This window comes from Mesorhizobium sp. B2-3-4, assembly GCF_006442315.1.
In the GTDB taxonomy this organism is placed as follows: Bacteria; Pseudomonadota; Alphaproteobacteria; order Rhizobiales; family Rhizobiaceae; genus Mesorhizobium.
Map to the genome: position 1 here is coordinate 68,185 of NZ_VFVY01000024.1, position 26,640 is coordinate 94,824.

Annotated in this window: 26 protein-coding genes and 1 tRNA gene; 16 read left to right on the forward strand and 11 right to left on the reverse strand. The window is 64.0% G+C overall.

Annotation, left to right across the window (positions count from 1 at the left end; all coding sequences use genetic code 11):
* The first annotated feature begins 6 nt into the window (after nucleotides 1-6).
* On the forward strand, nucleotides 7-345 hold the full coding sequence (locus FJ967_RS28605) for a cupin domain-containing protein (protein WP_140735662.1): 339 nt from the start codon (nucleotides 7-9) through the stop codon (nucleotides 343-345).
* Between the two features lie 127 nt (nucleotides 346-472).
* Here the strand turns inward: FJ967_RS28605 and FJ967_RS28610 are convergent, their stop codons facing one another.
* The 3 genes from FJ967_RS28610 to FJ967_RS28620 all read right to left on the reverse strand — a co-directional run bounded on the left by FJ967_RS28610 (nucleotide 473) and on the right by FJ967_RS28620 (nucleotide 3,846).
* Complete coding sequence (locus FJ967_RS28610) at nucleotides 473-1,495, reverse strand: glycosyltransferase family 9 protein (protein WP_140735663.1); 1,023 nt, start codon at nucleotides 1,493-1,495, stop codon at nucleotides 473-475.
* A 181-nt stretch (nucleotides 1,496-1,676) separates the two neighbouring features.
* On the reverse strand, nucleotides 1,677-3,098 hold the full coding sequence (locus tag FJ967_RS28615) for a coniferyl aldehyde dehydrogenase (RefSeq protein WP_140735664.1): 1,422 nt from the start codon (nucleotides 3,096-3,098) through the stop codon (nucleotides 1,677-1,679).
* Between the two features lie 109 nt (nucleotides 3,099-3,207).
* The gene (locus tag FJ967_RS28620; RefSeq protein WP_246675423.1) at nucleotides 3,208-3,846 is read right to left on the reverse strand and encodes a TetR family transcriptional regulator; all 639 of its coding nucleotides are present in this window, start codon (nucleotides 3,844-3,846) and stop codon (nucleotides 3,208-3,210) included.
* Nucleotides 3,847-3,931: 85 nt separating this feature from the next.
* Here FJ967_RS28620 and FJ967_RS28625 point away from each other — a divergent pair, with 85 nt between their 5' ends.
* The 3 genes from FJ967_RS28625 to recQ all read left to right on the forward strand — a co-directional run bounded on the left by FJ967_RS28625 (nucleotide 3,932) and on the right by recQ (nucleotide 7,619).
* On the forward strand, nucleotides 3,932-4,549 hold the full coding sequence (locus tag FJ967_RS28625) for an NAD(P)H-dependent oxidoreductase (RefSeq protein WP_140735666.1): 618 nt from the start codon (nucleotides 3,932-3,934) through the stop codon (nucleotides 4,547-4,549).
* 470 nt (nucleotides 4,550-5,019) lie between these two features.
* The gene (locus FJ967_RS28630; protein WP_140735667.1) at nucleotides 5,020-5,781 is read left to right on the forward strand and encodes a sulfotransferase; all 762 of its coding nucleotides are present in this window, start codon (nucleotides 5,020-5,022) and stop codon (nucleotides 5,779-5,781) included.
* The gene (gene recQ / locus FJ967_RS28635; protein ID WP_140735668.1) at nucleotides 5,781-7,619 is read left to right on the forward strand and encodes a DNA helicase RecQ; all 1,839 of its coding nucleotides are present in this window, start codon (nucleotides 5,781-5,783) and stop codon (nucleotides 7,617-7,619) included. Before FJ967_RS28630 ends, recQ begins: the two co-directional genes overlap by 1 nt.
* Before the next feature lie 7 nt (nucleotides 7,620-7,626).
* Here recQ and FJ967_RS28640 read toward each other — a convergent pair whose 3' ends face one another.
* Complete coding sequence (locus FJ967_RS28640) at nucleotides 7,627-7,827, reverse strand: hypothetical protein (protein ID WP_140735669.1); 201 nt, start codon at nucleotides 7,825-7,827, stop codon at nucleotides 7,627-7,629.
* On the opposite strand from FJ967_RS28640, the gene fhuF reads away from it, so the two are divergent.
* Complete coding sequence (gene fhuF / locus FJ967_RS28645) at nucleotides 7,826-8,182, forward strand: siderophore-iron reductase FhuF (RefSeq protein ID WP_140735670.1); 357 nt, start codon at nucleotides 7,826-7,828, stop codon at nucleotides 8,180-8,182. The two genes, FJ967_RS28640 and fhuF, sit on opposite strands and share 2 nt — an antisense overlap.
* 8 nt (nucleotides 8,183-8,190) lie before the next feature.
* On the opposite strand, the gene FJ967_RS28655 is transcribed toward fhuF, so the two are convergent.
* Both FJ967_RS28655 and betI read right to left on the reverse strand, forming a co-directional pair.
* Entirely contained in the window at nucleotides 8,191-8,928 is a 738-nt protein-coding gene (locus FJ967_RS28655) for a hypothetical protein (protein ID WP_181176179.1), read from the reverse strand.
* A 112-nt stretch (nucleotides 8,929-9,040) separates the two neighbouring features.
* Nucleotides 9,041-9,661 carry a transcriptional regulator BetI gene (betI, locus tag FJ967_RS28660; RefSeq protein ID WP_181176180.1) on the reverse strand — a complete coding sequence of 207 codons (621 nt, stop codon included), beginning with the start codon at nucleotides 9,659-9,661 and terminating at the stop codon, nucleotides 9,041-9,043.
* 119 nt (nucleotides 9,662-9,780) lie between these two features.
* On the opposite strand from betI, the gene choX reads away from it, so the two are divergent.
* From choX to hutH, 3 genes are all read left to right on the forward strand, one after another.
* On the forward strand, nucleotides 9,781-10,710 hold the full coding sequence (choX, locus tag FJ967_RS28665; protein ID WP_140735672.1) for a choline ABC transporter substrate-binding protein: 930 nt from the start codon (nucleotides 9,781-9,783) through the stop codon (nucleotides 10,708-10,710).
* On the forward strand, nucleotides 10,711-11,742 hold the full coding sequence (locus FJ967_RS28670) for an alcohol dehydrogenase catalytic domain-containing protein (protein WP_140735673.1): 1,032 nt from the start codon (nucleotides 10,711-10,713) through the stop codon (nucleotides 11,740-11,742).
* Between the two features lie 186 nt (nucleotides 11,743-11,928).
* Nucleotides 11,929-13,416, forward strand: a complete 1,488-nt coding sequence (hutH, locus tag FJ967_RS28675) for a histidine ammonia-lyase (RefSeq protein ID WP_140735674.1) — start codon at nucleotides 11,929-11,931, stop codon at nucleotides 13,414-13,416.
* An 86-nt stretch (nucleotides 13,417-13,502) separates the two neighbouring features.
* Here hutH and FJ967_RS28680 read toward each other — a convergent pair whose 3' ends face one another.
* The 3 genes from FJ967_RS28680 to FJ967_RS28690 form a co-directional block, all read right to left on the reverse strand.
* A complete protein-coding gene (locus FJ967_RS28680) occupies nucleotides 13,503-15,332 on the reverse strand; it encodes a hypothetical protein (protein ID WP_140735675.1) in 1,830 nt (609 codons plus the stop codon).
* Nucleotides 15,333-15,739: 407 nt separating this feature from the next.
* Nucleotides 15,740-15,829, reverse strand: a tRNA-Ser gene (locus tag FJ967_RS28685).
* A 137-nt stretch (nucleotides 15,830-15,966) separates the two neighbouring features.
* The gene (locus FJ967_RS28690; RefSeq protein WP_181176181.1) at nucleotides 15,967-16,971 is read right to left on the reverse strand and encodes a serine hydrolase domain-containing protein; all 1,005 of its coding nucleotides are present in this window, start codon (nucleotides 16,969-16,971) and stop codon (nucleotides 15,967-15,969) included.
* Between the two features lie 272 nt (nucleotides 16,972-17,243).
* Here FJ967_RS28690 and FJ967_RS28695 point away from each other — a divergent pair, with 272 nt between their 5' ends.
* The 3 genes from FJ967_RS28695 to FJ967_RS28705 all read left to right on the forward strand — a co-directional run bounded on the left by FJ967_RS28695 (nucleotide 17,244) and on the right by FJ967_RS28705 (nucleotide 19,006).
* A complete protein-coding gene (locus tag FJ967_RS28695; protein ID WP_140735677.1) occupies nucleotides 17,244-17,915 on the forward strand; it encodes a 50S ribosomal protein L21 in 672 nt (223 codons plus the stop codon).
* Between the two features lie 98 nt (nucleotides 17,916-18,013).
* Nucleotides 18,014-18,283: a 50S ribosomal protein L27 gene (gene rpmA / locus FJ967_RS28700; RefSeq protein WP_095771984.1), complete on the forward strand. Its 270-nt coding sequence runs from the start codon at nucleotides 18,014-18,016 to the stop codon at nucleotides 18,281-18,283.
* Between the two features lie 135 nt (nucleotides 18,284-18,418).
* On the forward strand, nucleotides 18,419-19,006 hold the full coding sequence (locus FJ967_RS28705) for a GNAT family protein (RefSeq protein WP_181176182.1): 588 nt from the start codon (nucleotides 18,419-18,421) through the stop codon (nucleotides 19,004-19,006).
* A gap of 203 nt (nucleotides 19,007-19,209) precedes the next feature.
* Here FJ967_RS28705 and FJ967_RS28710 read toward each other — a convergent pair whose 3' ends face one another.
* On the reverse strand, nucleotides 19,210-20,061 hold the full coding sequence (locus FJ967_RS28710) for an endonuclease/exonuclease/phosphatase family protein (RefSeq protein WP_140735679.1): 852 nt from the start codon (nucleotides 20,059-20,061) through the stop codon (nucleotides 19,210-19,212).
* A gap of 130 nt (nucleotides 20,062-20,191) precedes the next feature.
* Between FJ967_RS28710 and obgE the strand changes: the two genes are divergently transcribed.
* From obgE to FJ967_RS28735, 5 genes are all read left to right on the forward strand, one after another.
* On the forward strand, nucleotides 20,192-21,223 hold the full coding sequence (gene obgE, locus FJ967_RS28715) for a GTPase ObgE (RefSeq protein ID WP_140735680.1): 1,032 nt from the start codon (nucleotides 20,192-20,194) through the stop codon (nucleotides 21,221-21,223).
* 3 nt (nucleotides 21,224-21,226) lie between these two features.
* A complete protein-coding gene (gene proB / locus FJ967_RS28720) occupies nucleotides 21,227-22,399 on the forward strand; it encodes a glutamate 5-kinase (RefSeq protein ID WP_140735681.1) in 1,173 nt (390 codons plus the stop codon).
* Between the two features lie 3 nt (nucleotides 22,400-22,402).
* Nucleotides 22,403-23,689, forward strand: coding sequence for a glutamate-5-semialdehyde dehydrogenase (locus tag FJ967_RS28725; RefSeq protein WP_140735682.1), 1,287 nt, complete (start codon nucleotides 22,403-22,405; stop codon nucleotides 23,687-23,689).
* A gap of 85 nt (nucleotides 23,690-23,774) precedes the next feature.
* The gene (locus FJ967_RS28730) at nucleotides 23,775-24,362 is read left to right on the forward strand and encodes a nicotinate-nucleotide adenylyltransferase (protein WP_140735706.1); all 588 of its coding nucleotides are present in this window, start codon (nucleotides 23,775-23,777) and stop codon (nucleotides 24,360-24,362) included.
* Between the two features lie 114 nt (nucleotides 24,363-24,476).
* Nucleotides 24,477-25,775, forward strand: a complete 1,299-nt coding sequence (locus tag FJ967_RS28735; RefSeq protein ID WP_140735683.1) for an MFS transporter — start codon at nucleotides 24,477-24,479, stop codon at nucleotides 25,773-25,775.
* On the opposite strand, the gene FJ967_RS28740 is transcribed toward FJ967_RS28735, so the two are convergent.
* The gene (locus tag FJ967_RS28740) at nucleotides 25,776-26,627 is read right to left on the reverse strand and encodes a mechanosensitive ion channel domain-containing protein (RefSeq protein WP_140735684.1); all 852 of its coding nucleotides are present in this window, start codon (nucleotides 26,625-26,627) and stop codon (nucleotides 25,776-25,778) included. It lies immediately after the preceding gene.
* Nucleotides 26,628-26,640: the final 13 nt, after the last annotated feature.

Here is a 26,640-nt window from a genome sequence, read left to right on the forward strand (position 1 = left end):
ACGACGATGAGCGAGCAGAAGATTTTCGCGCATGCCGGCGAGGGCGCCTGGACGCCCACTCCGGACGGCAACCGCCGGCGCGTGCTGCTGTCCACCGACGAATTGATGATGGTCGAATTCGGCTTCGACAAGGGCGGCGTCGGCGCGCTGCATTCGCATCCGCATGTCCAGGCAAGCTATGTCGCCGAAGGCCGCTTCGAAGTGACTGTCGACGGGCGGACCGAAATCCTGGAGACCGGGGCCAGCTTCATCGTGCCGTCCGGCCTGGTGCACGGTGTCAAGGCGCTGGAGGCGGGACGCCTGGTCGACAGTTTCGCGCCGTACCGCGCCGATTTTCTCGCCTGAACGGTGGCCCCAAGGATTTTGGCCAATGAAAAACCCGCACTTCACAGGGAAGCGCGGGTTTTTGCCTGGGCGGTACTCGAAACATCACCGCGCGATCGAAACCTGCCGGATCATGGTGAATATAAACTTAAAGCGACGGCGGCTCCGGATGATCGCGGCGGCGGGTGGCGAGCAGGCGATGCGTGGCTTCGAGGATGGCCTCGACCGGCGTGTCGGAAATAAAGGCCGACCGTCCGCGCTTTGGCGCGGTCACTACCTCGACGCTGTTCGACAGCGGCCGCCACCGCTCGATGTTGGCGCCGTGGTTGATGATGACGGTCGGCGTCATGACGGTGGCGAAGAGGTGGCCGAGGCCACCTTCCATGCCGACATAGGCGGCAGCCATTTCGCCGAGTGCCAGCAACAGGTCTGCGAATTCCTCGACACCGAGCCCGAGAGCCGGGCCGATCGTCGCCAGCCGGCTTTCCCTGGCAGCCAGGCTTTGCGGCGTAGGTCCGTCGCCTGGGGTGACCAGATACAGCACCTGATAGCCTGCCTCGATGAGATTGCCGGCAATGGCGGCGACCTGGGCGTCGCTCATGATCTTGTTGCTGCCCCTGGAATTGCCGCCAAGCAGGATCAGCGGGCGCTGGTCCGCACCGCGTAGCTGGCCCGCCAAGATGCGGGCAGCCTGCGAAACCTCCAGCCTGTGGTCGAATGGCAGGTGCCGGCCAGCAAGGCGTTCGACGAGCCTGTGATAGCGCCAGGCATTGTGCTCGGGCCGCAAGGTCCATCTGGCGCCCCAGTGCGAGGACAAGAGGTGGCCGGCAAAGTTGGGTTCGTAGCGAACGCCGCGTGCGGCGAGCCGCAGTTTGGTCAACATCAGGCCTGGCACGCCGGTGCGGAAATCGACGACCGTCATTGGCCTGCCGTGCCGTTTGAATTCCGCGAGGATGGCGGGTAGCGGCACAACAGTCCTGAAATCATCGACCAGGGGTGCCGCATGTCTGCGCAGCACGCCAGTGAGCGACGATTTGCGCATGCTGCCATAGACGATCCGGCTTTGCGGAAAGGCCGTTCTTGCCGCCCGCAATGCCGGTATCCTCAGCAGCCCGTCGCCGAGGGCGTCGTTGCGGACGTAGAAGATCAGCAGCGGCGTGGGCAAATCCATGACCAGGCGGATCCGTTAGGGTCGGTTTCGAGGGGACAACAGGCTCGGGAAGGTCGTGCAAGAAGACAGCAAATGCCGGCTGAATCCAGAGCTAATATGCGCCAAACGTCATAAAGCTGCAGGCGCCAACAGATATCGCCGCCGCCGACCTCGTATTCCGGCATGGAAGCCGTGACAATTGTCAGGTGATGCGCCTGAGCAGGCCGAAAAGCCGTTCGAATGTCTTGCCGTAGGGAGGTCGCAGAAGAGCGCCCGCGCTGAGACGCGACTGCAGGAAAACCGGCTTCTCCTTGCTGAACGCGCGGAAACCCCACTCGCCATGATAGGCGCCCATGCCTGAGGCGCCGACACCGCCGAAAGGCTGGTTCTCCTGTACCAGATGCAGCATGCAGTCATTGATGGTGACGCCGCCGGCGGTGGTCTCTTGCAGGACGCGCCGGCGGTTGGTGCCGTCGCGCCCGAACCAGTAAAGCGCCAACGGCCGGTCGGCGCGGTTCACATGGTCGATCGCATCGTCGAGCGTGGCGTATTCGACGATCGGCAGCACCGGGCCGAAGATCTCCTCGCGCATCAAACGCAGGTCCGGACCGGCATTGGTGACCAAGGTCGGCAACAGCTTTCGGCTGGCGGTGCCGAGGTCTTCGCCGGCCGGGTTGATTTCGACGACATCGGCGCCGGCGTCACGGGCTTCCGCAATCATGGCGCGCAGGCGCTGAAAATGCCGGTCGCTGATGATGGCCGTATAGTCGGGATTGTCGCGCAGGGTCGGGTAGAGCCGTGCCACCGCCGTTGCGAGCTTCGCGGCGACCGCGCCCGCCTGCCCCTTGGGCACCAGCAGATAGTCGGGCGCGATGCAGGTCTGCCCCGCGTTCAATAATTTGCCATAGGCGACGCTGTCTGTTGCCGCATCGAGATCGCAGGACGGATCGAGGATCGCCGGCGACTTGCCGCCGAGTTCGAGCGTGACCGGGGTCAGATTGGCGGCGGCGGCGATCGCGACCTGGCGGCCGACAGCGGTCGAACCGGTGAACAGCAGATGGTCGAACGGCATCGCGACGAAAGCCTTGCCCATCTCGGCATCGCCGGTGATGACGCTGAGCTCATCCGGAGCGAAGTGTTCGCCTGCCAGTCTGGCGAGCAGCGCGGAGAAAGCCGGTGTCAATTCGGAGGGCTTGACCAGCACGCGGTTGCCGGCGGCGAGCGCAGCGGTGACCGGGGCGACGGCAAGCTGGAACGGATAGTTCCAGGGCGATACGATGCCGACGACCCCGAGCGGCTGCGGCAGAAGGCGGTTCCTGCCCGGCAGGAAGGGCAAGGTGGTGGCGACCCGTCGCTCCCGCATCCAGCCGCGGAGATGGGAAAGCGCATGGCGGATGCCGGCGCGCACGACGAACAGTTCGGCAAGCCTGGTTTCATGCGCCGAGCGGCCGCCGAAGTCGGTGTCGATCGCGGCGCAGATTTCAGCCTCGTGCCGCTCGGTCAGCGCCAGCAGGCGTTCGAGGCGGTCCTTCCTCAGGCCAAGATCCGGAAAGGGTTGCTTCTCGAAAGCGGCGCGCTGCAGCCGGAACCGTTCGCCCAGCAAATCCTGTCTCACCTGCAGCATCGCGCCCTCCCTGGCGTGTCGGACCAAGCTTACATCGCGGCGCGGCGGAATCCAGCCGGGGCCCTGATGTCGCTGCGGAAGGCGCATCGCCGACAATGCCGGCGGATCGTCACCTTTCAGGAATGCCGGGGGAAGCGCGCGTATGAAGGCTCCTGGCGACAAGCGCCATGATCGTCTCGTACAGCTCGTCGCGGGCTTGCCCGGCGCTGATATCTCCCGTCGCGGCGGCTTCGGACACGGCGTCCGCCGCGCCCAGCATCGCCCACAGGCTGGCGGTTGCAATCTCGCCATCTCCAGCGAAAGGGACCAGCACGCGGCGGCATTTCTCGATGAAGCCGGTGCGATAGTCCCGCTTGATCCGCTCGAGTTCGGGAGAGCCCGCGAGTGCCGCAATGACGCCGGGGATTTCACGACCCTGCAGCAGGACGCAATCGACATAAGAGGACGCGATGACGGCCGCCTTGCTTGTCAGGGTCGGCGCACTGTCACGCAGCGCGGTGTCCATCAGTGTCGTCTGACGGGCGTCGAAATCCTGGTACAGCACGGCCAGGAGACCGGCGCGCGTGCCGAAATGATCATAGACAACCGGCTTGGCGACATCCGCCTTTTCGGCCAGCCGGCCCAGCGAAAGCGCCTCCGTTCCTTCTTCCCGCACCAACTGCCAGGCGACGCGAACCAACTGCTCGCGCCGGTCCTGCCGCGACAGGCGCCGTCTTGCCTTGACGTCGGATGAAATGGGATCCGCCACGCTTGACACTCTTATATACTAAAAGTAGGTTACTAAAAGTATATAGCCTGCTCGGCCAGCCTGCAACGATCAGAAAGGATTTTTCATGCACGCGCTCATTGTCGTCGCACACCCCAAGCCCGGCTCGTTCACGCATGCGTTGGGCAGGCGTGTCGCCCAGGGAATCGCCGAGCCGAATTCGCTTCACACGGTGGAATTCGCGGACCTCGCCGCCGAGCAGTTCGATCCGCGCTTCACGGCGGGCGATGTAGGCGCTCATCTTCGACAGATACCGAAACCCGACGACGTCGCCGCCGAACAGGCACGCATCGACCGGGCGGACGCCCTGGTGCTGGTCTACCCCGTCTATTGGTGGTCGATGCCGGCCTTGCTCAAAGGGTGGATCGAGCGCGTTTTTGCCAATGGCTGGGCTTATGACGATGCCGGCGGGAAAGTGATCAAGAAGCTGCAACGCCTCCCGGTTCACCTGGTCGCCAGCGCCGGTGCCGACCAACGAACCTACGCCCGGCATGGTTATTTCGGTGCCATGAAGACACAGATCGACCATGGCATCTTCGATTATTGCGGCGCGCGCGTCGTCACCTCGGAGCTGCTGATCCAGCCCGATGCCACGGATCTCAATGTGCTGCTGGATATGGCACAGCGCATCGGCAGCGGGGTTTTCGCCGGGCCGGGGCAGGATAGCGTAACCAAGGCGGCATAAAGGGGTTGCAGCCGGTGATGCAGGCCGATCCGTCCGGGATTACACAGGGCATGGTACACCGGTCGGCAAAGTGGGTATAGAGCAACCGTTCCGGTTGTGTTCCGAGGGCGGCTGCGCTACTCCAAGACGTCACGCGGAGGGTCTCTTGGCCGTTTTCCTCATCCTCTACAATCCACGAAAAGCCGCTCCCAGCCAGGTGCCTGCCTGATGCAGGCACAGGCTACGAGCGTTCGCGCCGAAGATCCCAAGCGGCGCGTCCTCAAGGACGTCTTCGGCTTAGATGATTTCCGCCCCGGCCAAGCCGATGTCATGGACGCGCTGTTGCAGGCAGGTAGCGTCGACGAGAGGGCTTTGAAAAAGGGCGCGCTCGGATTGGGAGAGCAAACGGCAGATGAGACTGGGCAACACCGGGCCGAGCCTTGCAGGCGGCTTCGGTCGAGAATACCAACCAGTCTGGGGTGGAAGCGCGGATGAAGGGAGTACACTGGCTTGAGGCTGCGTTTGGCGCGGCCGCGCGAAGGGTTGCCCGGGAGTTTCTGCGATTTATCCCGCAGTCCATGAAAAGCCGCAGCCAAAAGCGCTCATACGTTCGAGCAACGCCGGCCAACAAAGTTTTCATCGCGGGCTGTGCGCGCAGCGGGACGACGCTGACGCAACGGCTGATGCGGTGTTTCGACGACATTTTTGTCCATCCGCCGGAAGCGCGGTACACGATGTTGGATATGCTGGACCGCCCGGAATCCAACCTCGTCGTCAAGCGCGACGCGCGCAGCTTTGCGCATCTGGCAAAGCTGCCTGCGCCCGTCGCTCTGATCTACTGCCTGCGCCATCCATTCGACACGCTGACGAGCTCGCATCCGCAAACACGCAACGAGCGCCGGTTCCACGTCACGCCAGACCGCTGGCTAGCCGAATACGATGCGCTGACGAGGCTGAGGAACGCCCAGCCGCACAGGCGGATCCTCTTTGTCCGCTACGAAGACATGGTCGGCTCGCCCGATACCGTGCAGGAGAGGATCGCACAGTCGTTCGGGTTGACGCCGCGGATTCGCTTCAGCGAAGACAAGGACAATCCGATCTGGGTGGTCTCGTTGAGGAAATGGGAGAAGAACGAGGAATTCCGGACGTATCTCAAGGCCCTGTCGCCGGCATTTCTCGCTCGCGTCGAGCGCTTCTGCGCAGAATTCGGATATGATTTGCCGGTATGGGCGCCGACCAAGGATATGCCGTAATGCGGGCCCCGGCGGCCGTTGCGGCAGAACGGGAAGACCCCAAGCGGCGCGTCCTCAAGGACGTGTTCGGCTTCGATGATTTCCGTCCCGGCCAGGCCGATGTCATGGACGCGCTGCTGGACGGGCGCCATGTGTTGGCTGTCATGCCCACTGGTGCTGGCAAATCGCTCTGCTATCAGGTGCCGGCGCTGGTCCTGGGCGGGCTGACCCTCGTCATATCGCCGCTGGTGGCGCTGATGCAGGATCAGGTCGCGGCGCTGCGGCTCGCCGGCGTCGCAGCAGACACCATCAATTCCTCGCTCGACCGCGAGGCCAATGTCGCGGCGTGGCGCCGGGTGGCATCGGGCCAGACGCGGCTGCTCTATCTGGCGCCGGAGCGGCTGATGACCGAACGCATGCTGGAGGCGCTCTCCCGGCTCGACGTCAGCCTGATCGCCATCGACGAGGCGCATTGCATTTCGCAATGGGGGCCGGCGTTCCGGCCTGAATATGAGGATCTGTCGCGGTTGCGCGGCATCTTTGCCAATGTGCCGATCATCGCGGTGACGGCGACGGCCGACGAGAGCACGCGCGGCGACATCGCCGCCCGGCTGTTCGCCGAGCGGGTCGAAACGCTGGTGCTCGGTTTCGACCGGCCAAACATCAAGCTCGCGATTGAGTCCAAACAGGACAGCAAGCGGCAATTGCTGCGTTTCGTCGAGCGTCACGCCGGCAAGAGCGGTATCGTCTATTGCCTGTCGCGCAAGAAGACCGAGGAGATGGCGGCCTTCCTCGAGAAGAACGGCGTCAGCGCGCTCGCCTATCACGCCGGCATGAGCAAGGAGGCGCGCGAGGCCAACCAGAACGCCTTCATGACCATGTCCGGCGTCGTAATGGTGGCGACGATCGCCTTCGGCATGGGCATCGACAAGCCCGACGTCGCCTATGTCTTCCACACCGACATGCCGGGCAGCCTGGAAGCCTATTATCAGGAAATCGGCCGTGCCGGCCGCGACGGGCGCAACGCCGAGGCGCATATGCTCTACGGCCTCGGCGACATCCGCATGCGCCGGCTTTTCATCGACGACGAGGACGCCGCGCCCGAGCACAAGCGACGCTCGCATCGCCGGCTCGACACGCTGATCGGCTATTGCGAGACGGCGCAATGCCGGCGCCAGGTGCTGCTCGGCTATTTCGGCGAAGAGGCGGAACCTTGCGGCAATTGCGACAATTGCGTCGACCAGGCGCCGCGTGCCGATGGCAGCGCCGAGGCGCGGAAAATCCTGACGGCGGTCGCGCAGAGCGGCGAGCGTTTCGGTGCCGCCCATGTCATCGACATCCTGCTTGGGCATGAGACCGAGAAGGTGCTGACGAGAAGCCACCAGGCGTTGAGCAGTTTCGGCACCGGCGCCGCGCACAGGAAGACGGTTTGGCTATCGCTGATCCGGCAACTGGTCGCCGGCGGATTCCTGATCCCGGACCCGGAGGGCCATGGCGGCCTCGCCATCTCCGAAAGCGGCCGCGCGCTCGGCCGTGGCGAGGTTGAATTCCGGTATCGCGTCGAGAACCGCGACCCTCTGGCGCGTGGCAGGAAGCGGTCCGGCGAAGGCACCGCCGCCGGCGTCGAGGGCGGCGTGGATGCATCGCTGCTGGCGGCGCTCAAGACGCTTAGACTGCGGCTGGCCAAGGAGCGGCAGGTGCCGGCCTATGTGGTGTTCTCAGACCGCACGTTGATCGACATGGCCGAACGCCGCCCGCGCGACCTCGATGATTTCGCCGAAGTGAATGGCGTGGGAGCAGCAAAGCTCAAGGAGTTCGGGGCTGTCTTTCTGAGCGCGATTGCCGCGCACGCGGGTTGAGCGGACCTCAGGGCCAGCTGTGTTGCATCGAATTGACCAACAGCCAAGCGATCAGCGGCAGGGCGAGCAGCAGCGCCAGGTGCATCCCCGCCGATCGCGCCCGTTTCGGTTCGCCGCGGCCCAACCATCGCCATAGCCGCCAGATCGCCGCCAGCACAAGCAGCGCGTAGAGGCTCTCCGGCGCCGAACAAAGCTTCTCGCCGCTCATGTCGGGTCATCTGGCGCCGTTGATCGCGGCGCCGTCGCGTGCCAGCGGCCTGCCGGCCAAGACCTTGTGGAGCAATGCCGGTAATGTCGCCGAAAGCGTGGTCGCGGATTGCGCCGGCCTGCTGGGCGAGAACCATCCCGGAGTTGCCGATGCCAGGGCGTTGTTCGCCACCCGGCTGTGGCCCGACCGCCGCCGCAACGAGCTGTTCGAGCCGGTGCGCCAGGACGAGGGCCGGCGTCGCCGACGCCTCTGCTGCCTCAGATACCGAATGGCCTCGCTGCCGCTCTGCAAGACATGTCCCCTGGACAGCATTCCGCCCCGGGCCCGCAGCGGCAAGGGCACGCCGCAGGAGTGATCGCCGGCCTAAGGCCGCCGGCCCGGAACCGGATGATCCTCGGAAGCGTCGTCGGTCACGGCGCCACCGCTTCCGCCGCCTGAACCGCCGCCCATACCGCCGCCGCCCATACCACCACCCCCCATGCCACCGCCTTTGCCGCCGCCGGTATCGCCGCCGCGTTCATTCTTGCCGCGGGCGGCGCCGGAGGCCGAAGGCCTTGCGGGACCTTGTTGCGGGATCGCCAGATCGGAAGGGATCGGCGAGAGGTCGAGGGCTTCGCGAATGAAGTTGCGCAGTGAAACGACGAGATCGTGCGTATGCACGGGATGCCCCGCCACCATCTCACGGATGGCGCGCTCGGCCAGCCGCACCTGTTCTTCGGTGCCGAGCAACAGGATGTCCGACAGGCAGGCCTCGACCGCATCGCGGATGCGGCGGGCTCGCTCCGATCCGGCGACGTGCTCGGCACTCAGGTCGAGTGCTGGTCCGGGATCGTTCTCGACGGCAGGTCGTTCGGCCCGCCTGAGGTCACGCAGATGGGCGGGATCGACCGCCAGATTGCCGGTGAACGATCCGCCGAGCGTCTTGTAGGCCGCGATCAGCGTACGCAGGCGCTCATTGATCTGCCGGTTCGTACGCTCGCGGCGCTGCTGGATGGTGAACATCATCAGCAGCCGTATGCCGATGCTGATCAGCGTGAACAGCGCCAGCCCGACAAGCGTCACCAGCAGGTTTTGCCAGGAGCTGAAATCAATGTTGCGCAAAGTGCCGGCTCCCGAACTGTTTCACTTCGAACCTTCTGCCCGTCCGCGCCGGCATTTTCACTCCAAACCGCATGGCGGTAAATGGCGCCGGGAGATCCGTCCTGACGACGCTTCAGCGCGTCACGTGGCGCAAATGCTGCTCCTCACCTTCCCTCAGCAGAGAGCGGATACCGCTGAAGACCAGGGCTATGGCCTCGTCGCGACCGACATCGTCGGCGGCCGCCTTGCGCAACCAAAGCCCGTCGATCAAGGCGGCGATGATCAGGCTTGCCTGCCGAAGACGGGTTGCATCGGACATGCCTTCGAACACCGAAGCCAGGTTGGAGCGCAGCCGCCGGTAGAACAAACGCTGGAGCCGGGCATATTGCGGATTGGCGCCAGCCTCGGCGCAAACCGAAAGCCACGCATTGGCGATCGGGCGGGTGAAGGCCGAGGCGGGAAAATTTCCTTCCACGATCGCTTCCAGCCGTGCCCAGCCGGTCCGTGCCGCCGCCAGCCGCGCGATGACGTCTTCCATCAGCAAGCGGTTGTTGTAGCGCACCATGCCGAACAGCACCTCGTCCTTGCCCTTGAAATAATAGGCAAGAATGCCGGGCGACATGCCGGCTTCGCGGCATATGCGGGCCGATGTCATGCCTTGCAGCCCATGTTCGAGGAACACGCGATGCGCGGCGGCGATCAGCTCGACCCGCCTGATGTCCTCGATTCTCGTCCGCTTGCCGTGAGTCGCCATGATCCTTTCTAGCAAATTAGATTTTTGTACGCTCATACAAGATTCTGTATTGACATATAGCGGCCAGCCCATAGCCTCTACCGAAGGCTCGTCTCACGCAGAAAGAATGGGGAACCAAAATGCGCACGACATTCGTTTTCGCTTTGCTTGCGGGGCTCGTCGCTTCGCCTGCCCTGGCTGCCGATGCTTCACAATGCCAGAAGGTCCGCATGGCCGATCTTGGCTGGACCGACATCGCCCTCACCAACACCACCGCGCAGGTCATTCTCGACGCTCTGGGATATGACGCCTCGCAAACCTTGCTTGGCCTTGGCGTCGCCTATTCGGCCTTGAAGGAGAACGACATGGACGTCTTCCTGGGCAACTGGCGGCCAGTCCAGGACGAGGAGTACAAATCCTATTTCGACGAAGGGTCCGTCGAGGTGCTGGGGGTGAACCTGGAGGGCGCCAAATACACGCTGGCGGTACCGCAATACGTAGCGGACCAGGGGATAAAGAGCTTCGACGATCTCGCTGCCCATGCCGACAAGTTCGGCCGCAAGATCTATGGCATCGAGGCGGGATCGAACAAGCCGCTGCTCGACATGGTGGCCGCCAACCGCCACGGGCTGGGCGATTGGCAGGTCGTGGAGTCCAGCGAGGCGGCAATGCTGACGCAGGTCGCCAATTCCGTGGCGGACAAGGGCTGGGTCGTCTTCCTCGGCTGGGAACCGCACCCGATGAACCTCGACTACAAGATAACTTACTTGTCGGGGGGCGACGTCGAGTTCGGGCCGAATTTCGGCGGCGCCACCGTCCGCACCATCGCCCGCAAGGGATTTTCGGCGCAATGCCCCAACGCGGCCAGGCTGTTCGCCAATCTGGCCTTCGATATCAGCTACGAAAACCACGGCATGCGGATGATCCTGGGGGAGGGAAAATCCGCCGACGAAGCCGCCCGCGAAATGCTGAAGCAAAATCCCGACAAGCTGGCGAAATGGCTGGACGGCGTCTCGACCTTCGACGGCCAGCCAGCCGCGCCGGCCGTGAAAAGCGCGCTCGGCCAGTAGATGAGCCAGATCATGCTTGCAGCCGTGCTGGACGCCGCCGGGGAACCGTTGCGCATCGTGAATGTGCCAAGGCCGGCGCCAGGGCCTGGCGAAATACTGGTTCGGCTGGAAGCAAGCGGCATATGCCATACCGACGCGCATGTGTGGCAAGGGCATTTGCGGCCGGCTTCGGGGAAACCGGCCGCGATTCTCGGCCATGAGGGTGTCGGACGGGTGGTCGAACTCGGGCCAGGCGTCGAGGGCTGGCGCCTGGGTGAGCGCGCCGGGGTTGCCTGGCTTCACGACACGTGCGGCCATTGCGAGGAATGCCGCGCCGACATGGAATCCTTCTGCCAGCATCACCGGGCTCATGGCTTCGATGTCGACGGCACTTTTGCCGAATATGTCGTGGCCGATGCGCGCTTTGCCGCCCGTGTGCCGGACACGGGCGACGCGGCAGTTCTGGCACCGTTGATGTGCGCGGGCCTGACCGCCTTTGGCGCGGTGCGGCGGGCGGGCATCGTAGCCGGCGAAACCTGTGCCATATTCGGCTGCGGCGGCCTCGGACTCTATGCGATCCAGATCGCCCGGCGGCTCGGCGCCAGGGTCGTCGCGGTCGACACCGACGAGGCCAAGCTGCGCCTCGCGGCTTCGCTCGGCGCCGACCACGTCCTGCTTGCCTCGCCAGGGCTGGCGGGCGACTGGCCGGCGACGCTGCGTGCCCATGTCTGCATCAATTTCGCCCCGACGCCGGCAAGCTGGGACGCGATGGTCGCGGCCATCCGTCCGCGCGGCAGGATCGTCGCCGCGGCGATGGTCCCGCAACCGGTGCCGCTGAACCAGGAATGGCTCACGGCGAGCGGCGTCTGGATCACGGGGACGAGCGTCGGCACGCGTGCGCAGATGCGCGAGCTTATCCAACTGCACGAGGCGCGGCCGTTCGAGACCCAAATAGAGCGCGTTACGCTGTCGGAAGCGACCAGCGCGCTGGAACGGTTGAAGGCGGGAACCGCCGAAGGGCGGCAGGCGATCGTCTTTGGTGGCGACGCTTGACGTAATCGGCAGGCCGTTGGGTTGGCAGCCAACCGGGCCCGGTTCCATCGAAATTTTCACCTTTGTCCCGCCGCCCGCGGCGAAATTCCGACAAAGGCCGAGCTCGAAAGGCCCTAGTTAGGCGCTGCCGGGGCCTTGGTATCCGGCGCATGTTTCGACGGCTGTCAGCCCGGGTGGACTCCACGAATGACTGTAATCATCGACAATGCCGCAAGCTGGCGCGACATCGCGCGCGTCGGAGACGGCGAAGACCTGGCCCTGGCGCCGGCCGCCTGGGATCGCATCGGCCACGCAAACCGCATCGTGGCGAGCCTCGTCGAAAAGGGTATTCGCGCCTATGGCGTGAACACCGGCGTCGGGGCGCTCGCAAGCCAGGTGGTGGCGCCGGCGCTGCAGGAGAAACTGTCGCGCAACATCATTCTGAGCCACGCCTGCGGCGTCGGCGAACTGGCGCCCGAGCGCAGCATCCGCGCCATCATCGCCGTGCAGGTGGCGAATTTCGCCCATGGCCATTCGGGCGTGCGGCCTGAGATCGTGCGCAACCTCATCACCTTCCTCGAGCGTGGCTGCATTCCGGATGTTCCTTCGCGGGGATCGGCCGGATATCTCACGCACAACGCCCATATCGCGCTGGTGCTGATCGGCGAGGGCAGGGCGAGCGTCGCCGGGCGCCGGATGAGCGGCCGCGAGGCGCTGGCGGCGATCGGGCTCGAGCCGCTGGTGCTGGGCGCCAAGGAAGGGTTGAGCCTCGTCAACGGCACGGCATGCGCCACCGGCCTGACCAGCATCGCCCTGGTGCGCGCCGAGCGTCTGCTTACCTGGGCCGATGCCGCGGCGGCGCTGACGCTGGAAGCCGCGGGCGGGCAGATGGCGGCCTTCGATGAACAGGTACTGGCCATGCGGCCGTCGCCCGGCATCGCGGCCGTCGGCGCGTCTTTGCGGCGCCTGCTCGACGGCAGCGGGCTGATAGCGGCGGCGCAAGGCATCCGCACGCAGGATGCGCTCAGCCTGCGCGCCGTGCCGCATGTGCATGGCGCGGCGCGCGAGGTGCTGGAGCGCTCGGCGCTGCTGGTCGACCGGGAACTGGCTTCGGTCACCGACAATCCCGCCGTGTCCGGCACGCCCGAAGACCCCCAGGTGTTTTCGCAGGCCCATGCGGTGGCGCCGGCGCTCGGCCAGACCGCCGACGGCCTGACCATTGCGCTGGCGCAGGTCGCGGCGATGAGCGAACGCCGCATCGACCGCATGGTCAATCCGCTGGTCAACAACCTGCCGCCATTCCTGGCCGCCGAGGGCGGCTGCAATTCCGGATTCATGATCGCCCAGTACACCGCCACGTCGCTCAGCAACGTCAACCGGCGCCTTGCCGCGCCGGCGGCGACGGATGGCGGCGTCACGTCAGGCCTGCAAGAGGATTTTCTCGCCCACCCGACGGTGGCGGCCAACAAGCTGCTGGCGGTCATCGACAACGCCGAATACATCCTGGCGATCGAACTCATGGCCGCCGCGCAGGCGCATGATTTCCTGTCCGGCAAGGCCGAGCGGGCGCCGGGCACCGACGCCATCTACCAGGCCGTGCGCCAACGCGTCGCGCACTATAGCGACGACCGGCCGCTGTCCTGGGACATGGAAACGTTGCGCGAGTTTATCCGCGGGGTGGATGTGGGGCGGTAAAAAAGGTTTCGTCTTCGGGAAATCCGATGGAGGCTTCCCAAGATCGTTGCGTTGAAAGGGTGCTCATGCCTTTTGGACATGGATCGTTATCCGCAAGGCGCATAGTTGGACGACAGGTAGCAAGACGGCGGCTGTCTCGGAGTGAATTTGGAGAAGTTCGGCCTGAAATAGTGAAAAATAACGGGCTTACTGAGCCGCTCACTGCCATCGGCGAACTTCGACACAACTCTGAATCTCGTAATTGACGAAGTGTCTGACCATAGCTTTAGCCTATTCACGAACCTTGGTCCGGTCTTATTCCCCTTTAATGTCAGATTGACTGAATAGCCGGATTTGCTGGGCACAAGCTTTATATCTTGAAATTGCATTGCCTCGGGCGATGCTTCGGCGCCGTCGCCACACTCAAACAATGGGTCGGGAATCTCCAGAGCGGCCATTTGCACCGTGACCTCAAACGGCTCGTACTCTTGATGGACGACGTCGCTGTCATCGGTCCAATTATATCGGATGGATCCCTCGAGAGTGGTGTTCATGGACATGCCAGGAACACTGACCCAGACGTAGTCGCTCATTTCTCCAAAAATTCCCTGAGCTCTCAATTTCTCGCCGCACTGATCCATCACAGTATGGGACGAGCAACTAAACCGTTCATTGGTCAAACTGGCTGCGTTGACATTCAATTGTTGGAAGAGATCTTCAAGTGACACATCCACTCCACTAGAAAAGTCCCCTATGGTCTGGCTAAAATCCGGGCTGGGTTCCCCAACCGTGACCTGCTGCCAGCCCGCATCAAAGGCTTTTCGAACGAAATGGAATGATATTGTCGCATCCTCCACACCGCCCCAGCCATCGTTCAAGAAGGCGAAATAGGGTCTAAAGCCAACGCAGCCAGAGCCACTTTCTACTCGTAGCATTGGCCGGCGAAACACTTCGCTCGAAGCGACCTGCAATCGAGTGCTTTTTAGTCGAAGATTTGATCGATCAGTGCTTTTGGTCTCGATATCGAGAAACGTGCGTACTTTATCCCATTCTATTTCACCCGGTCCGGCGGTATTGGCAACGAGTTTACGCATCCCACGCCAAGCGCTGACGATATCGTCCCGCTCAGGGAATACTTCGATCGCGTCGGGTCCGGCAGCGGTTTGGTAAGCCATAATGGCTTCTAGATTCAGCCTTTGGTTTACGGAAACACCGATCTCGGTCTTGTCGGCGGCGCCTCTAATTGAGGAGGCCGCTATCAATCCACCCGACGTTGCGTCGCTAAGCGGAGTCGGACGACGCTTCAGTTCCTCTCTGCCTAATGTCCAGGATGACGAGTAGACAGTTCCGCCTGGAAGAATGGTACGCCCTTGGCCATCCTTCAGGCCGTTCACAAAACGCCCCTCGAAAATCTCACCTGTCGTCAGGTACAGCGTGCCATTGCCGTTCGGCAATCCCGCTGCAAACTGACCCTCGAAACGAGAGCCGGTAGCATCCAAGTGGGTGCCTGTTCCATTGAGCTCGCCGCCGGCCCAGTTGCCTTCCCATACTTCTCCTGATCGGATTTCGAGGCGCCCCTGTCCATCGGCTCGTCCGTTCTTCATCCCGCCGACGTAGGTGCTAAACACAGTCTGCTGGTCGTAGTTCGCGGATCCGCGTACGCGCCAAATCAGCTTCCCTTTGCCGTTCACTGTCCCATCGCTTGAGATCTCGGTGTTTGGAGATTGTCTCGCGCTTGGTTCCCAGAGAAAATCAAGCTGGCGTTCGGGATGGAAGTCCCAAACACGAATGTTCTTGCGTACGATTGAGCGAGTTGCTGGCTCGTAGAATATCTGCACTCTTTGCGACCAAGCCCCGGTTGTCTCTGCCGCACTTGATGCAAAGCTGCCCAAGCCCCAGGTTGCGCAGAGGAACATCAAAAAAAGAAAAATTCTCATTTTTACGACCGATCTGACGCGCGCACTGGAGCAGTCGACCAAGTCACGGACCGTCAGCCTGCTGATCAGCAAAGAAAAGATGTTTTCGTCCCCTGCGCGCAATCTATGCTGGATCGCACGTCAGCGAAATCAATCATCGAAATCGAATTGAGTCGAGTCAAGTTCTTCAGCAGAGCCGGTTGGAGCAGTAATCCCACGTAAGGCGTGATGGTCGACCAACCAACTCCCGACAACGCGAAAATTCCAGTAAACCGGCCGAGCAGCCACCGAGCCAAGACATCACTGCGATGCTATGTTCAAGCTCAAGCATCGCCATCTATATTTTGCCGGAGCGACAAGCGCTTCAGTTTAGAAGCTGCCAAGCAATGTGAACGGCGAGCACGCAGCGATGTTGAAGTGCGCAATGATGGCGGAGAGGGAGGGATTCGAACCCCCGATGGGCTTGCACCCATGCCGCATTTCGAGTGCGGTGCATTCGACCACTCTGCCACCTCTCCGCGGTCATGGTCGGCCGTTGCCGGCGCGGCGCACTAGATAACGGCTGATCGGGCAGGTTACAAGGCCAAATCCACCGATATTTGGCTTGTCGTCCGGCATCCCCGGCAGGCCCTGGATCGACCGCTGCGTTTCGCGCCTATTGCCCTGGTACGGCATAGGCGGTCTTGGCGGTCATTGCCGCCATCACCGCCTTCTCCAGGGCGCCATAGGTCTTGCCGTCATTTTCGCCGGAAAAGATCACCACGGCGGCATAGCCGGCCTCGTTGACGAAGAAGAACGAACCGCCGGTCTTGGGATAGTCGGGCATGTGATGATGCAGCAGGCCGTCGTGATAATACTGCGTGCCGCGAGCGGTGCGCTTCCTGTAGGCGCCGAGCGTGTAGCTCACCTTGCCCGGCAAGGCGTCGAGCCATTGGCGCGTCGTCGGGCCAAGAATGCCTGATGTCTCGTCGAAGGCGTAGAGAAACCGCGCATAATCCTGCGCCGAGATATCCCAACCGCCATTCGGCGCCCGTGCCGCCAGCGTGGCGTCGATGATGCCGGCATTGGCCGGCATGCCAAGCCTGGTGAAGACCTTGCCGCAGACATTGCCGTAGGCCTGGTTGGCGAGCACCTGCGCGACATAGCCCAGGATGAGGTAGCCGCTGTCGCTGTAGGACATCGTGCTGCCGGGAGCGGATTCGAGCATGGTTTGCGTCGCCGTCCTGAACGAGGCGCCGACCGAATGATCGTTCCTGTCGTCGAAGGCGTTCTTGACCAGCCCGGCGCGATGGGTGAGCAGTTCCTCGATGGTGATGGCGGTAAAACGGGGGTCCTTCGGGGCGTTTGCGCCGTTGTTTCGCTTGAAATAGCCGGCGAGCAAGCTGCCCAGCGTATCCGTGAACGCCAGGCGCCTGTCATCGACGAGCCCCGCCATGCAAACGCCGGTTATGGCTTTCGACAGGCTGGCGACCGGGCGCCGTTCTGTCGGCTTCCAGCCATGGTCGTAGGAGCCGACGATCGTCTGGTGCAGCGCGACGGCGACCTCGGCATCGGCGATGGCGTGGTCCTTCATCCATGCGGTGACGGCGGCATCGACGCTTTCGGCGACCGGGTTCGGCCCGGCTCGCGCCGGCGCGGCCGTCGATGCCAGCAAAGCCATGCCCAGGCACAGTCCCGACCAGCCGCGCATCCCTCTCCCCGCCGACGGCAATGCAATCGGGGTCATGTTGACACGGCTGGCGTCTGCCGGCCAATAACAGTCCCGGCACCGGCGTTGCCTTGACTCACGTCGAACCTTCGGTTAGGGGAAGCGCGCAATCGGCGTGGAGGGTGCTCCGCGCCGCTTGTTTTTTGAACCCGCAGACTGACAAAAAGACGGCCGAACCGCCAGAGGCGGTTCATCAAGGCCGACCGAACAGCGAAAGGCAAAAAATGTTCGCAGTCATCAAAACGGGCGGCAAGCAGTATCGCGTCGCCGCCAACGATCTCCTGAAGATCGAAAAAGTCGAAGCCAATGTCGGCGATATCGTCGAGATCGGCCACGTCCTCGCCCATGGCGAAGGCGAGAATGTCACCTTCGGCGCGCCGTTCGTCGATGGCGCTCTGGTCACGGCGGAAGTCGTCGAGCAGGGCAAGAACCGCACGGTCATCGCTTTCAAGAAGCGCCGCCGCCAGAATTCGCGCCGCAAGATCGGCCATCGCCAGCTTTTGACCACCGTGCGGATCTCCGAGATCCTGCTGGGTGGCGCCAAGCCCGCCAAGAAGGCCGCCGTCAAGGCGGAAGCCAAGGCCGAGGTCGCCGCCGACGCGGCGCCGAAGGAAGCCAAGGCCAAGAAGGACGCCGCCCCGAAGGACGAGGCAAAGGCCGAGACGGCAGCTGCACCGCTGTTCAAGGCGCCGAAGGGCGAGCCGGACGACCTGACCGTGATCAAGGGCATCGGCCCGGTCGCCGCCAAGGATCTCGCCGAACAGGGCATCGTCACCTTCGCGCAGCTCGCCAAGCTCAGCGACAAGGATGTCGCCAAGATCGACGAGCACATGCCGTTCAGCGCCGACCAGATCAAGGACTGGCGCGAACAGGCCAAGGAACTGGCGAAGAAGTAATTTTTCCGGCGAAACATCAGCCGGATCGGACTTGAAACGGAACGCGAACGCGTTCATAAGGCCTTTCAGGCGCCTTGCGGCGCAATGGAGTTAGTTAGATGGCACACAAGAAAGCTGGCGGCTCGTCGCGCAACGGTCGCGACTCGCATTCCAAGCGTCTGGGCGTGAAGAAGTTCGGCGGCGAAGCCGTCATCCCGGGCAACATCATCATTCGTCAACGCGGCACGACCTGGCACCCCGGCGTCAATGTCGGCATGGGTACCGACCATACGCTTTTCGCGCTCGAGTCCGGCGCCGTGACGTTCAACAAAAAAGCCAACGGCCGAACCTACGTATCGGTCAATCCGATCGCCAAAGCCGCGGAGTAGCCGGTTCCGCACTAGAACACCGGCGCCCATCTCGGGAACCGGTGTCTGGAAGCCAGAAGGTTGGCAAAGCCAGGAAAAGGATCAGGGGAGATGGGTTTCCATCTCCCCTTTTTCTTGTGCCTGGAGGACTTTGAAATGGTTGCCGAAGCGGAAGACTCAGAAGACGAAAGTTACGCGATAGATTGCCCGGTGCTGGTCACCGAGCGGCTGGTGATGCGCGCTCCGCATGAGCGGGATCTCGCGCAACTGGTCGAGCTTGCCGACAACCGTCACGTCGCCGAGATGCTGGCGCGCATGCCGCACCCCTATGGCGAGGCCGAGGGGCGTGCTTTCCTCACCATGACCCAGTCGCGCCGCGCCGGCATAGCCTATGCCTTGACGCTGGCCGGCACCGAGACCTTCGTCGGTTGCGCGGGCTTGAACACCACCGATCGCGGGCTGGAACTCGGCTACTGGATCGGCGAGCCCCACTGGAAGCGCGGCTATGCGACCGAAGCCGCTCACGCGCTGGTCGATCTCGCCTTCCAGAAGACCTCGATCCAGGTGTTGCACGCCTCGACCCGGGTCATCAATCCGGCCTCGCGCCGGGTGATCCACAAGTGCGGTTTCCAGTATGCCGGCCAGGGCATGCTGAACTCCATCGTCGCCGGCCAGGTGCCTGTGGAGCGTTACCGGCTCGACAGGAAGACCTGGACCAGCCTGCGGAACTGGGTCCACTTCTAGGTGTGTCGATATTCAGGTGAGGCGGGCCTGCAAACGCAGGTTTCCTGCGCTTCCCCGTTCTACTGCGCCGCAGTAGAACTGAGCTCACGGACTTATGTCCGCTCCGCTCCGGTTCTCGGAAACCCACGTTTTCGGCTCGGCCTGACCTGAATCTCGGCACACCTCGGCGCCTGGCCGAAGCAAAGGTTCAGAGCGAATTGGGTTCAGCCCAACTCGGCCCACACCGGGAAGTGATCCGAACCGGCCGCCTTTCGGTCGACCCACAAGCGCTTCAGAGACCGGGCAAGCGAGGCGCTGGTGAAGACATAGTCGATACGTTTTTGGCGCTTGGGGTCGCCGAAGGTGATCAGGTCGTCGCCGGTGATGTTGAGGCGCAAGGCGGCATCGACGGCGAAATCGGCGGTCAGCGGCATGCCGAATTCATGGTCCGGCCGGCCGGCGAGTTCGACATATTCGGGCGAGCCGGCCAGCATGTTGAAATCGCCCATCGCCACAAAGGCCTCGGGATGCGGCATTTCGGGCAGGCCGATCTCGGCGACGCCCGACAGCGCGCCGCCTTCGAGCGCGTAGTTCAACAGGCGCTGGCGCAGGAACTGGATCTGGCTGGCGCGCTCGACCGGGCTGCGGTGATCGAGGTGGATGGAATAGAAGCGGATGAAGCCAAGCGGCGTCTCGATCAGCGCTTCCAGCGCGCCGCGCTGGAAGTTCATCATCTCGAAGCTGCGGCTGCGCGGCAGGAGCAGGTTGCGCGACAGATGAATGGGCGTCTTCGACAGAACCATGTTGCCGAGCTGGAAGGTGGTGGTGATGGCGCGGCCGTTTTCGATGCGCGAACCGAGATTGGCCTCGAAATTGCTGCCATAGACGGCGAAATAGTCGGGCAGCGCCTCGCCGATCTCGGCGACCATGTCACGCCCGCCATTCCTGGGATTGTTGCGGGTGACCTCCTGCAGGGCGACCACGTCGGCGCCGCGCACGGCATCGGCGATACGCCCGACATCGTAGCGTCCGTCGAGACCGATGCCGTACTGGATATTGTAGGTTACAAGCTTCATTCCGACATCTCCGGCCGACCCCACCCGGCCATTGTCACAAAACGGCCTCGCCCTTCGCCGCGCCTTGGTTTAGAGCAAGGCCGAAGGTTTAGAGCAATGCCGCAAGGCCAATAAAAGAAACCAAAGCCCAATGAAATTTCTCGATCAAGCCAAGGTCTATGTCCGCTCCGGCGATGGCGGCGCGGGGTCCGTGTCGTTCCGGCGCGAGAAATTCATCGAGTTCGGCGGGCCCGACGGCGGCGATGGCGGTCGCGGCGGCGATGTCTGGCTGGAAGCGGTCGATGGCTTGAACACGCTGATCGACTATCGCTACCAGCAGCATTTTAAGGCCAAGACCGGTGTCCACGGCATGGGCCGCAACATGACGGGCGCCAAGGGTGCCGATGTCACGCTGAAAGTGCCAGCCGGCACGCAGGTGTTCGAAGAGGACAACGAGACGCTGATCTGCGACCTGACCGTGATCGGCCAGCGCTTCCTGCTCGCCAAGGGCGGCAATGGCGGCTTCGGCAACCAGCATTTCAAGACCTCGACCAACCAGGCGCCGCGCCGCGCCAACCCCGGCCTGCCGGGCGAGGAACTCAACATCTGGCTCAGGCTGAAGCTGATCGCCGATGCCGGCCTGGTCGGACTGCCCAATGCCGGCAAGTCGACATTCCTGGCCGCCGTCACCGCGGCCAAGCCGAAGATCGCCGACTATCCGTTCACGACGCTGCATCCGGGGCTCGGGGTGGCGCGTATCGATGCACGCGAATTCGTCATCGCCGACATTCCGGGCCTCATCGAAGGCGCGCATGAGGGGGTGGGCATCGGTGACCGCTTCCTCGGCCATGTCGAGCGCACGCGTGTGCTGCTGCATCTGGTTTCGGCGCAGGAAGAAAATCCCGGCAAGGCCTACAAGACCGTGCGCGCCGAACTCGAAGCCTATGGCAATGGCCTGACAGACAAGGTCGAGATCCTGGCGCTGAGCCAGGCCGACACGCTCGACGCCGACGCTCGCAAGAAGAAGGTCGCGTCGCTCAAACGCGCCGCCGGGCGTGCGCCGATGCTGCTGTCGGCTGTCACCGGCGAAGGTGTCGAGGCGGTGTTGCGCGCGCTGATGGCCGTGGTCGCGGAAGCGCGCGACGCTGTCGTGGCGCCGGTCGAGACGCGCTGGGAAAAGTAAGCCATGCAGTCGTTGAGGAAATACCGGCGCATCACGGTCAAGATCGGTTCGGCGCTGCTCGTCGACCGCGCCAGCGGCCTGAAGCGCGACTGGCTCGCATCGCTTGCCGACGATATCGCCGTGCTTGCCCAGGGCGGGGCCGAGATCCTCGTCGTGTCGTCCGGCGCCATCGCGCTTGGCCGCACCATTCTGGGCCTCGGCAAGCGAGCGTTGAAGCTCGAGGAAAGCCAGGCGGCGGCGGCTGTCGGCCAGATCGCGCTCGCCGGCGCCTGGTCTGACGCGCTTGGCAAGGGTGACCTGAAATCGGGCCAGATTCTCTTGACGCTCGGCGATACCGAAGAACGCCGCCGCTACCTCAACGCGCGCGCGACGATCTCGACGCTGCTCAAGATGAAGGCGGTGCCGGTCATCAATGAGAACGACACGGTGGCGACCTCCGAAATCCGCTATGGCGACAATGACCGGCTGGCCGCGCGGGTGGCGACGATGATGGGTGCGGACCTTCTGGTCCTGCTCTCCGACATTGACGGGCTCTACACCGCGCCGCCGGCGCGCGATCCCGACGCAAAGTTCATTCCGGTGGTCGACCGCATCACGCCTGACATCGAGGCGATGGCGGGCGCGGCGGCTTCCGAACTGTCGCGCGGCGGCATGCGCACCAAGCTCGATGCCGGCAAGATCGCCAATGCCGCCGGCACGGCGATGATCATCACCTCGGGCACGCGGCTGTCGCCGCTGATGGCGATCGAGCGCGGCGAGCGCGCCACCTTCTTCCGGCCGAGCGCCAATCCGGTCAAGGGCTACAAGACCTGGATCGCCGGACAGCTCGAGCCGGCCGGCCGGCTGACCGTCGATGCCGGCGCCATAGGGGCGCTGATTTCGGGCAAGTCGCTGCTGCCGGCAGGGGTCAAGCTGGTCAGCGGCAATTTCTCGCGCGGCGACACGGTGGCGATTCTGTCGCCCGAGGGCCGCGAGATCGCACGCGGGCTGGTTGCCTACGACGCCGCCGATGCCGTAAGGATCGCAGGCCTGAAGACAGCCGAAATCGAGACGGTGCTCGGCTACGAGGCGCGTTCGGCGATGATCCACCGCGATGACCTGGTGGTGAGTCATCCCAGTGACCAAGTACGGGCCAGTGACCAAGTACGGGCAGGAAACGAGACAAGCGGAAGATGAGCCATGCTGAAGCTGCATGAACAATCCCGGGACGACACCTTGGCGCTGATGGCCGACATCGGCCGCCGCGCCCGCGCTGCTGCCCGACCGTTGGCCGTTGCAACCACTGCCGCCAAGAATGCCGCGTTGACGGCCATGGCAGACGCTGTTTTGCGGAATGAGCAGGCCATTCTCGAGGCCAATGCCATCGACGTTGCGAATGGCCACGAATCCGGACTGTCCGGCTCCTTCATGGACCGGCTGAAACTCGATCCGGCGCGCATAGGCGCGATGGCGGACGGCATTCGCGAGATCGCCGCGCTCAAGGATCCGGTGGGTGACGTGATTGCCGCGTGGGAGCGTCCCAATGGCCTCGCCATCGAGCGCGTACGCACGCCGCTCGGCGTCGTCGGCGTCATCTATGAAAGCCGGCCGAATGTCACGGCCGATGCCGGCGCGCTGTGCCTCAAGGCCGGTAATCCGGTGATCCTGCGCGGCGGCTCGGATTCACTCAATTCGTCGTCAGCGATCCACGCCTGCCTGGCCGAAGGCCTGAAGGCCGCCGGTCTGCCCGAGGATGCAATCCAGCTTGTGCCAACCACCGACCGCGCCGCGGTCGGCGAAATGCTCAAGGGGCTCTCGGGCAATCTCGACGTCATCATCCCGCGCGGCGGCAAAAGCCTGGTCGGCCGGGTGCAGAGCGAGGCACGGGTGCCGGTCTTTGCCCATCTGGAAGGCATCTGCCATCTCTATATCGACCGCTCCGCCGATCTCGACATGGCGGTCCGGATCGCGGTCAACGCCAAGATGCGGCGCACCGGCGTCTGCGGCGCGGCCGAAACGCTGCTGGTCGACCGCGCTGTGGCATCCACCCATCTGGTGCCGATCCTCGATGCCTTGCGCGCCGCCGGCTGCGAAATCCATGCCGATCAACAGGTGATGAAGCTGTTTTTCGACGCCAAGCCGGCTGATGATGCCGACTGGGTAACCGAATATCTCGACGCCATCATCGCGGTGAAACTGGTCGACGGCATAGAAGGTGCGATCGACCACATCGAGACCTTCTCATCGCATCACACCGAGGCGATCGTCGCCGAGGATGCGGCGGCGGTGGAGCGCTTCTTCAACGAGATCGATTCGGCGATCCTGCTGCACAATGCCTCGACGCAGTTCGCAGACGGCGGCGAGTTCGGCATGGGCGCCGAGATCGGCATCGCCACCGGCAAGATGCATGCGCGCGGCCCGGTCGGCGTCGAGCAACTGACCTCGTTCAAGTACCGCGTGCGCGGGTCGGGACAGGTGAGGCCTTGATCCATTTCGCCGACAGGACCTGAGGGGGTCTGTGACCGCGATGCTGGCATCTCCCGGGCACGCCGTCCCGACCCGCTATCTCAAAATGCCTTACGCCGCCAAGGGTCTTGCGGTCGGCCTGTTCGGCGGTTCGTTCAATCCGCCGCACGCCGGTCACGCGCTGGTCGCCGAGATCGCGCTTAGGCGCCTGGCGCTCGACCAGTTGTGGTGGATGGTGACGCCAGGCAATCCGCTGAAGAGCACACGCGAGCTGGCGCCGCTCGGCGAGCGCATCGCGCTTTCCGAGAAGATCGCCAAGAACCCGAAGATCAAGGTCACCGCCTTCGAGGCGGCGCATCACGTGCGCTACACCGCCGACACGCTGGCCCTGGTCAAGGCGCGCAATCCCGGCGTCGACTTCGTCTGGATCATGGGCGCGGACAGCCTGCGCGATTTCCATCGCTGGCAGAGCTGGCGCGAGATCGTGCTCACCTTCCCGATCGCGGTCATCGACCGCCCCGGCGCGACGCTGTCCTTCCTGTCGTCGGTGGTCGCCAAGACCTTCGACTATGCCCGCATCGATGAAGGCGACGCGCCGCTCATCGCCCGCATGAAGGCGCCGGCCTGGACCTTCATCCACGGTCCGCGTTCCTCGCTGTCGTCGAGTGCGATCCGCAGGATGGCGAAAGGTTGAGTTCTCACCTTCCCGGCGGGCCTGGGAGAGACGGTAGTATCCAGCGGCGGCGCCGTCCGGCAATGTCGTTTTTGCAGCGGCATCGGGCTCGCTGATGGGCGATGCTGACCAGGCATGGCGGTCCAACAGAAAACCCACCCCACGATCGATCCGGAACAGGGCAGTGCGCCCACGCCGCTGATCGCGATTGCCAGCGTCATCGTGTCGATGGCGCTGATCGCCATCGGCAACGGACTGATGTTCGCCTATATCCCCGTCCGCCTCGGCGTCGAGGGCTTCGATCCGACCTGGGCGGGGCTGATCGTCACCGGCCTGTCGGCCGGCGGCCTTGCCGGCTGCATCCTGACCGGACCGCTGGTGCGCAGGGTCGGCCACGCCCGCGCCTTCATGGTGCTGTCGGCATTGATCGCGCTCTCCAATGTCGCCATTGGCGCCGGGCCGCTGCCGGTGCTTTGGATCGCGGCGCGCGCGCTCTACGGCTTTGCCATATGCGGCCTGTTCATCGTCGCGCAGAGCTGGCTCAACGATGCCCTGCCGAACGCCATTCGCGGCCGGGTGATGGCGGTGTTCTATGTCGCCTATATCGGTGGCCTGGGCGTCGGTTATGCGACGCTGGCCATCATCGACATCCACACCGCCGCGGCGTCGCTGATCGGCATTGCCTTCACCGCCCTGTCCATCCTGCCCGTCGGCATGACGCGCCTTGCCCAGCCGCCCGCGCCGCAGGCGGCTTCGGTGGCGCTGCGCCAGGCCTGGCGGATATCGCCGGTCGGCGTCGCCGGCATGCTCGCCGTCGGCGGCCTGTCGATGATCGTTTCCGGCTTCGCGCCCATCCATGCCACCGCCAAGGGCTACAGCCAGGCCGATGTCGCGCTGCTGTTGTCGGCCATGCCGGTCGGCACGCTGATCCTGCAGATACCGCTCGGCTGGCTTTCCGACCGCACCGACCGGCGCTACGTGCTTGCCGGCGCCGCGGCGCTGGCGGTCGTCGCCAGCGTGCTGGCGATCATCTTCGACGGCGGCGCGCTGATGGCCCTGGTGGTGATCTATCTGATCTGGGACGGGGCGGCGGAATCGATCTATGCGCTCTCCAGCGCGCACGCCGCCGACCGCGCCAGGAAGGATGAGCTGCTCGCCCTGTCAAGCTCGATGCTGTTTGCTTGGTCGCTGGCCGGCTTCGTGGTGCCGGGCATCGTCACTGCGCTATCGGCGGTTTTCGGCACGGCGACCTTCATCTATGTCGGCATCGTCATCGCCTCGGCATTCTGCCTGTTCGTGCTGTGGCGGGTGGTCGCGGCGCGGCCTGTTCCGGCAACGGTCACGGGCAGTTTCGCGCCAATGTCGGCGCAAGCGCCCTTGCCGGTTGAACTCGCTTTCGCGCCGGATGAAGAGGTTCGTCACGGCGGCGGCTGATTACTGCTTGCGGGCCTCGGGCGGCGGTGCTTCCGGCGGCGGCAGCGGGATCGAGATGCCTTCGCTGTCGAAGGCCTGCTTGGCGCGTTTCGTCATGTCGATCTGGGTGGCGAAATAGTCCGCCGCGGAGGTCCAGTAGCGCAAGGTGAGCGAGACGGTGGTGTCGCCGAGCGCCGCCACGAAGGCGAGCGGCGCCGGTTCGCGGCGGATGCGCTTCTCAGCGCCGGCAATGGCAAGCAATGTCTTCTGGGCGCCGTCGATGTCGTTCCACGAGCCGATGCCGAGCGTGATGTCGGCCCGGCGCACGCCGTTGCGGGTGAAGTTGCGCACCGGCTGGTTCCACAGCGTCGAATTGGGCGCCAGTATGTAGACGCCGTCGGCGGTCCTGAGCTTGGTGGCGAAGAGGCCGATCTCCTCGATCGAACCGGAAATGGAGCCGACTTCGACGGATTCGCCGATGCGGAACGGACGCAGCGCGAGCAGCATGATGCCGGCCGCGATATTCTGCAGCGTGCCTTGCAGGGCGAGACCGATGGCCAGGCCGATGGCGCCGATCGCGGCGATGATCGACGCGGTCTGCACGCCGAACTGGCCGAGCACCATGATGACGACCAGGATCAGGATGGCGTAGCGGACGATCTTGGAAAAGAAATGCCGCAGCGTCGCGTCGAAGCCATGGATATGGCCGAGGCCGGCCGAGATCGAGCGCTCGGCAAGATTGGCGACGATATAGCCGACCACCAGGAGGATGACGGCGCCGATGGCGGAGAAGGAGTAGGAGACGATCAGCGTACTCAGTTGCGCGAGGCCGGCCTGGACGGTGAGAAGGGTGTTTTGCGGGTCGATCGGCATGGCGGGATTCCGG

Bases quoted from the DNA above. Each gene is read 5' to 3' on its own strand.
- FJ967_RS28670 (WP_140735673.1), top strand. From the start codon at position 10,711: ATGAGCCAGATCATGCTTGCAGCCGTGCTGGACGCCGCCGGGGAACCG.
- FJ967_RS28695 (WP_140735677.1), top strand. From the start codon at position 17,244: ATGTTCGCAGTCATCAAAACGGGCGGCAAGCAGTATCGCGTCGCCGCC.
- FJ967_RS28625 (WP_140735666.1), top strand. From the start codon at position 3,932: ATGCACGCGCTCATTGTCGTCGCACACCCCAAGCCCGGCTCGTTCACG.
- FJ967_RS28605 (WP_140735662.1), top strand. From the start codon at position 7: ATGAGCGAGCAGAAGATTTTCGCGCATGCCGGCGAGGGCGCCTGGACG.
- FJ967_RS28610 (WP_140735663.1), bottom strand. From the start codon at position 1,495: ATGGATTTGCCCACGCCGCTGCTGATCTTCTACGTCCGCAACGACGCC.
- betI (WP_181176180.1), bottom strand. From the start codon at position 9,661: ATGGCGACTCACGGCAAGCGGACGAGAATCGAGGACATCAGGCGGGTC.
- FJ967_RS28730 (WP_140735706.1), top strand. From the start codon at position 23,775: ATGCCTTACGCCGCCAAGGGTCTTGCGGTCGGCCTGTTCGGCGGTTCG.
- FJ967_RS28725 (WP_140735682.1), top strand. From the start codon at position 22,403: ATGCTGAAGCTGCATGAACAATCCCGGGACGACACCTTGGCGCTGATG.
- FJ967_RS28690 (WP_181176181.1), bottom strand. From the start codon at position 16,971: ATGGCTTTGCTGGCATCGACGGCCGCGCCGGCGCGAGCCGGGCCGAAC.
- FJ967_RS28735 (WP_140735683.1), top strand. From the start codon at position 24,477: ATGGCGGTCCAACAGAAAACCCACCCCACGATCGATCCGGAACAGGGC.
- FJ967_RS28710 (WP_140735679.1), bottom strand. From the start codon at position 20,061: ATGAAGCTTGTAACCTACAATATCCAGTACGGCATCGGTCTCGACGGA.
- recQ (WP_140735668.1), top strand. From the start codon at position 5,781: ATGCGGGCCCCGGCGGCCGTTGCGGCAGAACGGGAAGACCCCAAGCGG.
- FJ967_RS28680 (WP_140735675.1), bottom strand. From the start codon at position 15,332: ATGAGAATTTTTCTTTTTTTGATGTTCCTCTGCGCAACCTGGGGCTTG.
- choX (WP_140735672.1), top strand. From the start codon at position 9,781: ATGCGCACGACATTCGTTTTCGCTTTGCTTGCGGGGCTCGTCGCTTCG.
- FJ967_RS28630 (WP_140735667.1), top strand. From the start codon at position 5,020: ATGAAGGGAGTACACTGGCTTGAGGCTGCGTTTGGCGCGGCCGCGCGA.
- rpmA (WP_095771984.1), top strand. From the start codon at position 18,014: ATGGCACACAAGAAAGCTGGCGGCTCGTCGCGCAACGGTCGCGACTCG.
- fhuF (WP_140735670.1), top strand. From the start codon at position 7,826: ATGTCGGGTCATCTGGCGCCGTTGATCGCGGCGCCGTCGCGTGCCAGC.
- FJ967_RS28640 (WP_140735669.1), bottom strand. From the start codon at position 7,827: ATGAGCGGCGAGAAGCTTTGTTCGGCGCCGGAGAGCCTCTACGCGCTG.
- FJ967_RS28705 (WP_181176182.1), top strand. From the start codon at position 18,419: ATGGTTGCCGAAGCGGAAGACTCAGAAGACGAAAGTTACGCGATAGAT.
- FJ967_RS28740 (WP_140735684.1), bottom strand. From the start codon at position 26,627: ATGCCGATCGACCCGCAAAACACCCTTCTCACCGTCCAGGCCGGCCTC.
- hutH (WP_140735674.1), top strand. From the start codon at position 11,929: ATGACTGTAATCATCGACAATGCCGCAAGCTGGCGCGACATCGCGCGC.
- proB (WP_140735681.1), top strand. From the start codon at position 21,227: ATGCAGTCGTTGAGGAAATACCGGCGCATCACGGTCAAGATCGGTTCG.
- obgE (WP_140735680.1), top strand. From the start codon at position 20,192: ATGAAATTTCTCGATCAAGCCAAGGTCTATGTCCGCTCCGGCGATGGC.
- FJ967_RS28615 (WP_140735664.1), bottom strand. From the start codon at position 3,098: ATGCTGCAGGTGAGACAGGATTTGCTGGGCGAACGGTTCCGGCTGCAG.